Genomic DNA, 10,421 nt, shown 5'->3' with positions numbered 1-10,421 from the left:
CAGAGGTGTATAAGTGACAGAGATAATTAAAAATAATTAATGAAAATAATTGGTATCGGTGTTGATATAATCGATAATAATAGAATTAAAAAATCTATAAAAAATCAAGACTTTATTAAAAGAGTTTATACGGCTAAAGAGATTAATACTTCTAAAACTGTAAAAAATAGAGTCAATTTTTATGCCAAAAGATTCGCTGCTAAAGAAGCATTTGTTAAAGCTTTAGGTACTGGTTTTAGGAAAAATTTAAACTTTAAAGATATTGAAATATTAAACGATAATTTAGGTAAACCTTATTACAATATGAATAATAAAATAAAAAAGATCTTAAAAAAATTTTCAAATTCAAAATCTTTAGATTTATTTCTTTCATTATCAGATGAGAAGTCTTATTCAATAGCTTTCGCAACTATACAAAAAAAATGAAATTAGATAAAAACTTTTTTAGTGAAAATATAAAAACATTATTTTATGCACTTATTATAGCTATTTTTATAAGGTCAATTTTTTTACAACCATTTTATATTCCTTCGTCTTCTATGGAACCTACATTACTAGTTGGTGATCGATTATTTGTAACTAAATATTCATATGGATACAGTAAACATTCATTTCCTTTTAGCCCACCTATCTTTAAAGGCAGAGTAATGTTTAGTGAACCTAAAAGAGGGGATGTAATTGTGTTTAAAACACCGGCTGATAATAGAACAGATTATATAAAGAGACTAATTGGTTTACCTGGAGATAAAATTCAATTTATTAATTCAAATTTATATTTAAATAATAATGAAATATTTAAGTCTAGAATTTCCAAAAATGATGTAATTTATTGCGGTAATAATAAAATTGAAGTTTTTACATTTGAAGAAAATTTACCTAATAACAAAAATTACAAAACAGTTTATTTAAAAAACTATAGTTTTCAAAATTCAGATTTATTCTCTGTACCAGATGATCATTATTTTTTTTTAGGAGATAACAGAGACTGTTCTAAAGATAGCAGATTTTTATCAAGTGTTGGCTACGTTCATAAAGATAATCTTGTCGGAAAAGCTCAATTTATATTTTTTTCATCAGATAAAAATGTTGGTTATTTTTTTGAATTTTGGAAATGGCCTCAATCAATCAGGTTTGATAGATTCTTTAAAAAGATAAAATGAAAATTAATCACAATCTTCTAGAAAAAAAAATTAATATTGAATTTAAAGATAAAAATAAACTTGTTAAATCTTTAACTCATAAAAGTTTTAATTCAAAAGAAAATAATGAAAAACTCGAATTTTTAGGAGATAGAGTTCTTGGATTGGTTATTTCAAAAAAATTATTAGACCTATACCCTAAGGAAAAAGAGGGTGTACTAGATAAAAAATTTGCTTCATTAGTAAATAAAAATACATGTTTACAAATAGCTAAAAAAATAAATTTAGATAAATTTATTCTTACATTAAACTCTGAAAAAGCAAAAACTCCACCTCAAGATAAAGTTATTTCGGATAGTTGCGAAGCTCTAATTGGTGCGATTTATTTGGATAGAGGTTTTAATGTTGTAGAAAAATTTATTTTAGATCTATGGAAAGAAGAAATTTCTAAAAGTAAAGTAACATTAATAGATGCAAAAACTCAACTTCAAGAATTTTCATTAAAGAAATATAAAAAACTTCCTGAATACAAAATGATTTCTAATACTGGCCCAAGACATAAACCAATCATTAAAGTTAGTGTTAAAATTCATAATTCAAAAAATTTTATTGCTGAGGGAAGTTCAAAAAAAATTGCAGAACAAAATGCTGCAATTAAATGCCTTAATAGTTTAGATTTATGATTTGGGATGACACAGGCTACTTAATTTCAAAAAATAAATATAGTGAAAATTCTTTAATTGTTGAATTGTTTACTAAAAATCATGGCAAAGTATCTGGAATTGTTTATGGGGGTTCCTCCAAAAAAATTAAAAATTATTTACAAATCGGTAATAAATTATTTGCAAATTACAATTCTAAAAATCAGAATAGAATAGGTTACTTTAAGTTTGAAATTATTGAAGCTTCTTCACCCTTTTTTTTTGATAATAAAGAAAAGCTAAATTGTTTAATTTCAGCTATGCAATTAATAAGAATTCTTAACGCTGAGGCTCAAAAAAATTTAGAAATATACGATTTGATTGATAATTTTTTTAAATTACTAAAATCAGAAAACTGGATACAAAATTATATTTACTGGGAATTAGAACTATTTAGTCTTCTAGGATATGATTTAGAATTAGAAAAATTAGTAAAAAAAGAAATTAATAATAACAATATTGAATATTCTACACAGTCATCATTTGAAAAAAGAAAAGTACCAAATTTTTTAATTGAAAAAAATGTTATAGCAGAAAATAAAGAATTATTGGCTGGACTAAAGTTAGTTGGAGACTTTTTGGAAAAATCTATACTCAGACCTAATAATTTATCATTTCCAAAAAATAGAGTTTCTTTTATTAACTCTATTCAATAATTATTTTAATATTTTATCAAGTCTATCAGCATAGTAGCTTACAATTGCGTTTGCACCGGCTCTTTTAAATGCCATTAAAGATTCAAAAATTACATCTTCTTTTAATATTTTTGATTTAATTGCATGTGCTATCAAACTGTATTCTCCTGACACTTGGTATGCAAACACCGGTATTCTAAATTTTTCTTTAATTCCTTTAATGATGTCAAGATAAGGTAAACCTGGTTTTACCATAACCATATCCGCCCCTTCTTTTATATCTAAAGCTATTTCTCTTAAAGATTCATCAGTGTTTCTAAAATCCATTTGGTAAGTTTTTTTATCTCCTTTTAAAAACTTATTTGATCCGACAGCATCTCTGAATGGCCCATAAAAACTTGATGCATATTTTGCTGCATATGAAAGCAATTGAACATCTTTAAAATTATTTTTGTCTAATGCATTTCTTATTTTTCTAATACGTCCGTCCATCATATCTGAAGGAGCGAGGACATCACATCCCATTTCAGCTTGTATTAGAGACTGATTAATTAAAACTTCAATTGTTTCATCATTAATTATTTTATTAGATTTGATTAATCCATCATGTCCATGTGAAGTATAAGGATCAAGAGCTACATCGCACATTATTCCAATTTGGTTTTTGTATCTTTTTTTTATTTCAACTATTGCTTTACAAACTAAATTATTTTCATTTAAAGCTTCTGTACCAATTTCATTTTTAAGTTTTTCATTTGTTTTAGGAAAAAGAGCAACCATTGGAATCTTAAGTTTAAGGGCTTTATCTATAATCTGACTTAATCTGTTTATTGAATATCTATAAACATCTGGCATCGAATTTACTTTTTCTTTTTTGTTTTTACCGTCGATTAAAAATATCGGTAAAATAAAGTCATTTGGACTTAGAGTATTTTCTTGAACTAATCTCCTAATCCAGGGTTGTTTTCTGTTTCTTCTAAGTCTAAGATTTGGATAATTTCCAGTTATCATATAATGTAATTGTATAATGCGACAAATGTATTATACAATTAAATTTCAAAAATTGTATTACAAAAACCATGAGTTTAAATTTTAATGATTTTTTAAAGCTTGATATCAAATTTGATGTAGAAAAACTTCAAGCAGCTTATAAAGAGGTAATCAAAATTAAAAATTTTGAGTCTCCAGGGGAAATAACAAATTTTGGGGCAATTTCATTAACCCAAATACCTGGCGATCCAGATTCTATCAAAGGTCATAAAGCTAGAGGTGTGTTTTGGACAAAACCAGACTCTACTGGTAAAGAGGTGACTAGAGATGTAAGTGTCGATGAAGAAAAATATTCAGAATTTATTAATGATTATAAAGATACATACTTTAAAGATGTTTATGAAGCGTTATCAAAAAAATATAAACTTGGACGAGTAAGAATTTTACTTAAACAACCAAGATCTACACTTAGCTGGCATAGAGATCCAGAACCTAGATTACACATTCCAATTATTACTAACCCAGGCTGCATTATGGTTATTGATAATGTTGCTAAACACATGCCAGCTGATGGTCATGCGTGGATTACAAATAATACTAAGTATCATAATTTTTTTAATGGTGGAGAAGAAGACAGAATTCATATAGTTGCATGTGTTCTCAATCATAAATTTAACTAATTTGAAAAAACTTTATATAGCTTCAGATCACGCTGGTTTTACTTTAAAAGAGTATTTAAAAAAAAAACTTTCTAAAAAAATCAAGTTCGACGATCAAGGTCCACATAGTGATGAGATGTCAGTAAATTATCCTGATTTTGCACATAAACTTTGTAAAAAAGTTTCAAAAAACTCTTCAAATATGGGGATACTAATTTGTGGATCTGGCATGGGGATGGCTATGGCTGCAAATCGTCATAAAAAAATAAGAGCAGCATTATGTTATTCGGTTGAAAATACTAAATTATCTAGATTGCATAACAACGCAAATGTTATTACATTAGGAGCTAGGTTGATTAATAAAAATACAGCCATGAAATGTATAAACACATTTTTAAAAACAAAATTTGAGGGTGGAAGACACCTAAAAAGAGTAAAAAAAATATAAATTGGAGTAAATTTATGTCAAGTGAAGCCAAATATCTAAATAATGATTATCAGAATTTTTTCGAGAAAAGATTATCTGAAAGCGATCCTGAATTATTTAAAGCTATCAATGATGAGCTTATTAGACAACAAAATCATATAGAGCTAATAGCTTCTGAAAATATAGTATCTCAGGCAGTGTTAGAAGCACAAGGATCTGTTTTAACAAATAAATATGCAGAAGGTTATTCAGGAAAAAGATATTATAATGGTTGTGAACACGTAGATGTTGCTGAAGAATTAGCAATAGAAAGATTAAAGAAATTATTTAATTGTAAGTTTGCAAATGTTCAACCACACTCTGGCGCGCAAGCTAATGGCGCAGTTTTTTTAGCTCTTTTAAAACCAGGTGACACATTTATGGGAATGAGTTTAAATTCTGGTGGCCATATTACTCATGGTTTAAAAATATCAATGTCTGGAAAATGGTTTAATCCAATAGGATATGATGTTGATAAGGAAACTGGTTTGATTGATTATGACGAAGTTGAAAGATTAGCTTTAGAAAACAAACCAAAAGTAATTATTGCTGGGGGCAGTGCATATTCTAGAGTAATAGATTTTAAAAGATTTAGAAACATTGCTGATAAAGTTGGAGCTTATCTGATGGTTGACATGGCTCACTTCTCAGGTTTGGTTGCAGGTAAAGGTTATCCAAATCCCTGCGATCATGCTCACGTGGTAACTTCAACTACTCATAAAGTTTTTAGAAGTGCTAGAGGTGGAATAATACTTACAAACCATGAAGACTTAGCAAAAAAATTTAACACGGCTGTGTTCCCAGGATACCAAGGTGGACCACTAATGCATGTTATAGCTGGTAAGGCAGCTGGTTTTTTAGAGGCTCTAAAACCTGAATTTCAAACTTATATTTCAAATGTATTAGCGAATGCCAAAATTTTAGCAGAGACTTTGAAAAATAATGGTTTCAAAATTTATTCTGGAGGTACAGATACACATCTTATGTTAGTTGATTTAAGACCATTCAATGTTAAAGGCAATATGGCTGCTGACAGTTTATCCAGAGCAAACATTACTTGTAATAAGAATGGAATTCCTTTTGACTCTGAAAGTCCAATGGTTACTTCAGGTATTCGTTTAGGATCTCAGGCTGCAACTACTAGAGGTTTTGGATTAAATGAGTTTCAAAAAGTTGGTGAATTAATAACAAAGGTCATTGAGGGGTTGTCAAAAAATCCTGATGATAATTCTAAAATAGAGGCTGAAGTAAGAGATGAAGTAGTTAATCTATGTTCATCATTTCCTATATATAAACATTTGAGAAAATGATTTGTCCTTGTAAAAAAAAAGGAGAAACTTCAGTAGTTGACTCAAGACCCACTGAAGATGGTACCGCTATTAGAAGAAGAAGACTCTGTGTATGTGGAGAAAGATTTACCACTTTTGAGCGTATACAATACAGAGAGCTAATGGTTGTAAAAAAAAATGGTCGTAAATCGGCTTTTGATAGGGATAAATTAGCAAAATCAATTTATATTGCCCTAAAGAAGAGACCGTTAGATACAGAAACAGTTGAAAAATTTATAAGTAAAGTTTCACGATCTTTAGAAGAGTTAGGGCAAAATGAAATTTCAACTAACACAATTGGAACACTTGTTATGGAAGGATTGAAAGAATTAGATCCAGTAGCATATGTAAGATTTGCATCTGTTTATAGAAATTTCAGAGAAGAAAAAGATTTCGTTCAATTTGTTGACAAACTAGATGTCTACAAAAAAAGATAGATTTAGTCAGTCAGATAAAAACTACATGAACATTGCACTTAAATTAGCAATGTTGAAACATGGATTGACAGGAACAAATCCTGCTGTTGGTTGTGTAATAGTAAAAAATGATAAAATTATATCAATTGGATCTACCGGATTAAATGGAAAACCACATGCAGAAAGATCAGCTATTAATTATTCAGCAGAATCATTAAAAAATTCAAAAATGTATGTAACACTTGAGCCATGCTCTCATTATGGAAAAACACCTCCATGTACAAATATTATTATTAAAAAGAAAATTAACGAGGTGATTTACGGCATTGAGGATATCGACAAGAAAGTGAAGGGCAAAACAAAAAAAATACTCAATAAATCAAATATAATAGTAAAAAATAATTTGTTATCAGAAAATATTAAGGATTTCTATAAACCATATTTTATCAACAGATCTAAAAAAATTCCTTACGTGACAGGAAAAATTGCTAAAACTAAAAATAATTTAATTTATAGTGGTCATTATAAAAAAATCACAAACTTAAAAACTGACAAATTAATGCATTATTTAAGATATAAGAATGATACAATTCTTATATCATCAAAAACTCTAAATACCGATAATCCAAAATTAAATTGTAGACTGAAAGGTTATGAAAATTATTCTCCTTCAAGGGCAATTTTGGATAAAAACTTAGATATAAATCAAAATTCTTATATTTTTAAAAGTGCAAAAAAAAATAAAACTTTTATTTTTTTTAATTCAAACGACCAAAAAAAAATTGATATTTTAAAAAGAAATAAATTTCATTTGATCAAAATTAAACTCGATAAAAATAAAAATTTAGATTTAAAGCTAATTCTTCATAAACTATATAAAAACGGATGCAGAAATTTACTAGTGGAAGGAGGAAATATGCTAACAAATAGTTTTTTAAAAGGAAAACTTTTTCATAAATTTTATTTAATTGATAATCAAAAAAACATTAAAATTAAAGATAATTATGTTTTACTAAAAAATTATTCAAACAAACTTAAGAACTTTAAGTATAAATTTGATTTAACAAATCAAGGTGATAAAGACAAAATAATCTTATATAAAAACTAATTATGTTTAATGGTATTATTTTTAATAAAGGTATTTTAAAAAAAATTGTTAAAAGACCCAAAGGTTTAAATGTCTTTCTCAAAACAAATCTGAAATTAAAAAAAAAAGATCTAGGCGTGTCTGTTGCTTGTGATGGAGTATGTTTAACTCTAGTTTCTGTTAAAAAAGACTTATCTGAATTTTATCTATCAAATGAAACTATCAAACGTTCGAATTTTAAAAATATAAAATTAGGATCTATATTAAATTTAGAACTACCCTTAAAATACAAACAACCAATATCTGGACATATTTGTCAAGGTCATGTGGATACTGTTGGTAAAGTATTATTAATTTCAAAAATTGATAAATCTTATTTATTTAGATTTAGTCTAGATAAAAAATTTAGAAAACAGCTAATTGAAAAAGCCTCTATAAGTATCAACGGAATATCTTTAACTATTTCAAAATTAACAAAAGATGGATTTGAGATATGGGTTATACCTCATACTTTTAAATTAACAAATTTATCCACTTTATCCAAAGGAAGTATTGTTAATATTGAAATTGATATTTTATCAAAATATGTAAGAAATTATTTTAATGAAAAAAAATAATTTTTCTTCAATCGAGTCTATAATCAAAGATGCAAAACAAAATAAGATGTTTATTTTGGTTGATGATGAAAAAAGAGAAAATGAAGGAGATTTAATTATACCTTCATCATGTGCTAATACAAAAAATATTAACTTCATGGCTAAAAATGGAAGAGGCTTAATTTGTTTAGCTATGGATAATATTCAAGCAAAAAAACTTAACCTAAGTTTGATGTCACCAAAAAATGAATCTAGAAATAAAACTGCTTTCACTGTTTCCATAGAAGCTAGAAAAGGAATAACCACGGGTATATCAGCTAAAGACAGAGCAAGAACAATAAAAGTTGCTACAAAAAAATCTGCCACTAAAAAAGATATTGTGTCTCCAGGTCATATATTTCCTATCATTGCAAGAGATGGTGGCGTTCTAGTAAGAGCAGGTCACACTGAAGCTTCTGTTGATATATCTAAACTTGCGAAAAAAAATAATTCAGCAGTCATATGTGAAATCATGAATGATGATGGCACAATGTCCAAAGGTAGAGAATTACATGATTTTGCCAAAAAACATAATTTAAAAATAGGTAAAATAGAGGATTTAATTTCATATAGATTAAAAAAAGAAAAATTAATTAGGCTTAAGGATAAATCATTAATTAAATTTAAAAATGACAATTATGATATAAGAATTTATGAAAACACTTTAGACGGTTCTGAACATTTTGCTTTAATTAAAGGCAAACTTAATAGAAAAACTATACCTCGGGTCAGAGTAATATCGTCAAATGTAGTTCAGAATTATTTAATTAATCAACAACTTCCAAATTCATTCAATAAAACATTGAATTATTTTAAGAAATTCAAAAATTGTGTTTTAGTATTTATCAAAGATAGTAATTTGAAATCTGTTACACAAACTCTTAAAGATTATGAAAATAAAACTTTTTATAAACAAGGTAATGATAAATTAATTAGAAACTATGGTATAGGAGCTCAAATAATTAAAGATCTAAAAATAAGAGACATGATATTAATTACAAAATCACCAAAAAAAGTTATTGGTTTAGATGGGTATGATATAAAAATAGTAAAACAAGAAATAATTTAATGAAAAAGAAAATACTTATAGTTGGTTCAAATTATTATGATAATATTTATTCTGGTCTATTAAGAAGTGCAAAACAAAAATTAAAAAATAATTTTTTATGTGATGAGATATTAGTGCCAGGTGTTTTTGAGATACCTGTTGCAATTTCAAAAAAAATTAAAAAATACGACGGTTTCTTAGCTTTAGGATGTGTAATTAAAGGTCAGACACCTCATTTTGATTTTATTTCTCAAGCCTCAACAAACGCTATAATGAGTTTATCAATTGAAAATAAAAAACCAATTGGAAATGGTATAATTACTTGTTTAAATATGAAACAAGCAATTAAGAGAAAAAATAAAGGTTCTGAGGCAGCTGAAGCTGTTATTTCAATTTTATCAATTTAATGAAAATAAATTATAGCCCCAAAAATAATCCAAGAGTAATTATAATACAAAAACTTTATAGTTATTTGATTAATAATGAAGAATTAATCAATTTTCCAAAACACCGTTTTAAGAAATTTATAAAAGAGGTTGTAAATGGTTCCATAGAAAGAAATGATTTACTTGAAGATGAATTAAAGAAATATTTATCAAAAGATTTTAATTCAAAATCTTTTGATAAAGTTTTTCAAATAATTCTAAAAGCTGCAACTTATGAGCTCCTGTATAAGCCAAATTTATCTTTAAGGATAATAATTAAAGAATATTTGAATGCTTCAAATTATTTTATTGAAGAAAATCAAACAAAATATTTAAACGCATTATTAGATACTATAGGTAAAAATTTAAGAAACCTAAATGAAAGAATTTCAACTAATTAAAAAATATTTTTCTAATCTATCAAAAGATAATCCTGGATCATTTGAATTAACAGACGATGTTTTTTTTGATAGATATAAAAAGTTAGTTATCTCCGTTGATACGTATGTTGAAGGTGTTCATTTTTTGAATTTTAATAATCCTGATTTAGTAATTAAGAAAATATTACGCTCTTCAATTTCAGATATAATCTGCAAAGGCGTTAAGCCTGAATTATATTTTTTATCTGGATCTGGAAACAAAAAAAGTTTTTCTAAAAAAAATTTAAAATTGATTTCTAATGCTCTAAAATCTGAACAAAAAAAATTTAAGATCAAACTAGGAGGGGGTGATACAACCTATTCATCTAAGTTAAGTTTTACATTTGTTTCAGTTGGTTATTCATCAAATATAGTTAAAAGAAATAATGGTAAAATTGATGATGATATTTACGTTACTGGAAAATTGGGTGACAGCTTCATTGGATTAAATATTTTAAAGAATAAAATCAAAT

Annotated in this window: 15 protein-coding genes; 14 read left to right on the top strand and 1 reads right to left on the bottom strand. The window is 26.6% G+C overall.

Annotation, left to right across the window (positions count from 1 at the left end):
• Nucleotides 1-39 precede the first annotated feature (39 nt).
• Genes acpS through recO form a run of 4 tightly spaced genes read left to right on the top strand, consistent with a single transcriptional unit; the run spans nucleotide 40 to nucleotide 2,496 of the window.
• Nucleotides 40-426: a holo-ACP synthase gene (gene acpS, locus ACTT9D_RS05990; protein WP_440930884.1), complete on the top strand. Its 387-nt coding sequence runs from the start codon at nucleotides 40-42 to the stop codon at nucleotides 424-426.
• Nucleotides 423-1,160: a signal peptidase I gene (lepB, locus tag ACTT9D_RS05985; protein WP_440930883.1), complete on the top strand. Its 738-nt coding sequence runs from the start codon at nucleotides 423-425 to the stop codon at nucleotides 1,158-1,160. Before acpS ends, lepB begins: the two co-directional genes overlap by 4 nt.
• The gene (gene rnc, locus ACTT9D_RS05980) at nucleotides 1,157-1,822 is read left to right on the top strand and encodes a ribonuclease III (protein ID WP_014953301.1); all 666 of its coding nucleotides are present in this window, start codon (nucleotides 1,157-1,159) and stop codon (nucleotides 1,820-1,822) included. Before lepB ends, rnc begins: the two co-directional genes overlap by 4 nt.
• Nucleotides 1,819-2,496 (top strand): DNA repair protein RecO, encoded by a 678-nt coding sequence (gene recO, locus ACTT9D_RS05975; protein WP_440930882.1) that lies wholly within the window; start codon nucleotides 1,819-1,821, stop codon nucleotides 2,494-2,496. The genes rnc and recO overlap by 4 nt, the downstream gene beginning before the upstream one ends.
• On the opposite strand, the gene hemB is transcribed toward recO, so the two are convergent.
• Nucleotides 2,497-3,486, bottom strand: coding sequence for a porphobilinogen synthase (gene hemB, locus ACTT9D_RS05970; RefSeq protein WP_440930881.1), 990 nt, complete (start codon nucleotides 3,484-3,486; stop codon nucleotides 2,497-2,499).
• Between the two features lie 68 nt (nucleotides 3,487-3,554).
• Here hemB and ACTT9D_RS05965 point away from each other — a divergent pair, with 68 nt between their 5' ends.
• From ACTT9D_RS05965 to ACTT9D_RS05920, 10 genes are all read left to right on the top strand, one after another.
• Nucleotides 3,555-4,145, top strand: a complete 591-nt coding sequence (locus ACTT9D_RS05965) for an aspartyl/asparaginyl beta-hydroxylase domain-containing protein (protein ID WP_440930880.1) — start codon at nucleotides 3,555-3,557, stop codon at nucleotides 4,143-4,145.
• 1 nt (nucleotide 4,146) lies between these two features.
• Complete coding sequence (rpiB, locus tag ACTT9D_RS05960; protein WP_440930879.1) at nucleotides 4,147-4,572, top strand: ribose 5-phosphate isomerase B; 426 nt, start codon at nucleotides 4,147-4,149, stop codon at nucleotides 4,570-4,572.
• Nucleotides 4,573-4,586: 14 nt separating this feature from the next.
• Nucleotides 4,587-5,900 carry a serine hydroxymethyltransferase gene (gene glyA, locus ACTT9D_RS05955; protein ID WP_440930878.1) on the top strand — a complete coding sequence of 438 codons (1,314 nt, stop codon included), beginning with the start codon at nucleotides 4,587-4,589 and terminating at the stop codon, nucleotides 5,898-5,900.
• Complete coding sequence (nrdR, locus tag ACTT9D_RS05950) at nucleotides 5,897-6,355, top strand: transcriptional regulator NrdR (protein ID WP_014953295.1); 459 nt, start codon at nucleotides 5,897-5,899, stop codon at nucleotides 6,353-6,355. The genes glyA and nrdR overlap by 4 nt, the downstream gene beginning before the upstream one ends.
• On the top strand, nucleotides 6,336-7,442 hold the full coding sequence (ribD, locus tag ACTT9D_RS05945) for a bifunctional diaminohydroxyphosphoribosylaminopyrimidine deaminase/5-amino-6-(5-phosphoribosylamino)uracil reductase RibD (protein WP_440930877.1): 1,107 nt from the start codon (nucleotides 6,336-6,338) through the stop codon (nucleotides 7,440-7,442). Before nrdR ends, ribD begins: the two co-directional genes overlap by 20 nt.
• 2 nt (nucleotides 7,443-7,444) lie before the next feature.
• Nucleotides 7,445-8,038 (top strand): riboflavin synthase, encoded by a 594-nt coding sequence (locus ACTT9D_RS05940; protein ID WP_440930876.1) that lies wholly within the window; start codon nucleotides 7,445-7,447, stop codon nucleotides 8,036-8,038.
• The gene (gene ribB / locus ACTT9D_RS05935; protein WP_440930875.1) at nucleotides 8,025-9,125 is read left to right on the top strand and encodes a 3,4-dihydroxy-2-butanone-4-phosphate synthase; all 1,101 of its coding nucleotides are present in this window, start codon (nucleotides 8,025-8,027) and stop codon (nucleotides 9,123-9,125) included. Before ACTT9D_RS05940 ends, ribB begins: the two co-directional genes overlap by 14 nt.
• Nucleotides 9,125-9,511 carry a 6,7-dimethyl-8-ribityllumazine synthase gene (gene ribH, locus ACTT9D_RS05930; RefSeq protein ID WP_440930874.1) on the top strand — a complete coding sequence of 129 codons (387 nt, stop codon included), beginning with the start codon at nucleotides 9,125-9,127 and terminating at the stop codon, nucleotides 9,509-9,511. The genes ribB and ribH overlap by 1 nt, the downstream gene beginning before the upstream one ends.
• Nucleotides 9,511-9,930, top strand: a complete 420-nt coding sequence (locus ACTT9D_RS05925; protein ID WP_440930873.1) for a transcription antitermination factor NusB — start codon at nucleotides 9,511-9,513, stop codon at nucleotides 9,928-9,930. The genes ribH and ACTT9D_RS05925 overlap by 1 nt, the downstream gene beginning before the upstream one ends.
• Nucleotides 9,908-10,421 (top strand): AIR synthase related protein (locus ACTT9D_RS05920; RefSeq protein WP_440930872.1); only part of this gene is annotated, 514 nt, incomplete at its 3' end. The genes ACTT9D_RS05925 and ACTT9D_RS05920, both read left to right, overlap by 23 nt.

It is taken from the genome of Candidatus Pelagibacter sp. (assembly GCF_052049815.1).
Taxonomy (GTDB): Bacteria; Pseudomonadota; Alphaproteobacteria; order Pelagibacterales; family Pelagibacteraceae; genus Pelagibacter.
The sequence above is the reverse complement of the archived record's forward strand: the minus strand, read 5'-3'. Positions and strand labels throughout refer to the sequence as shown.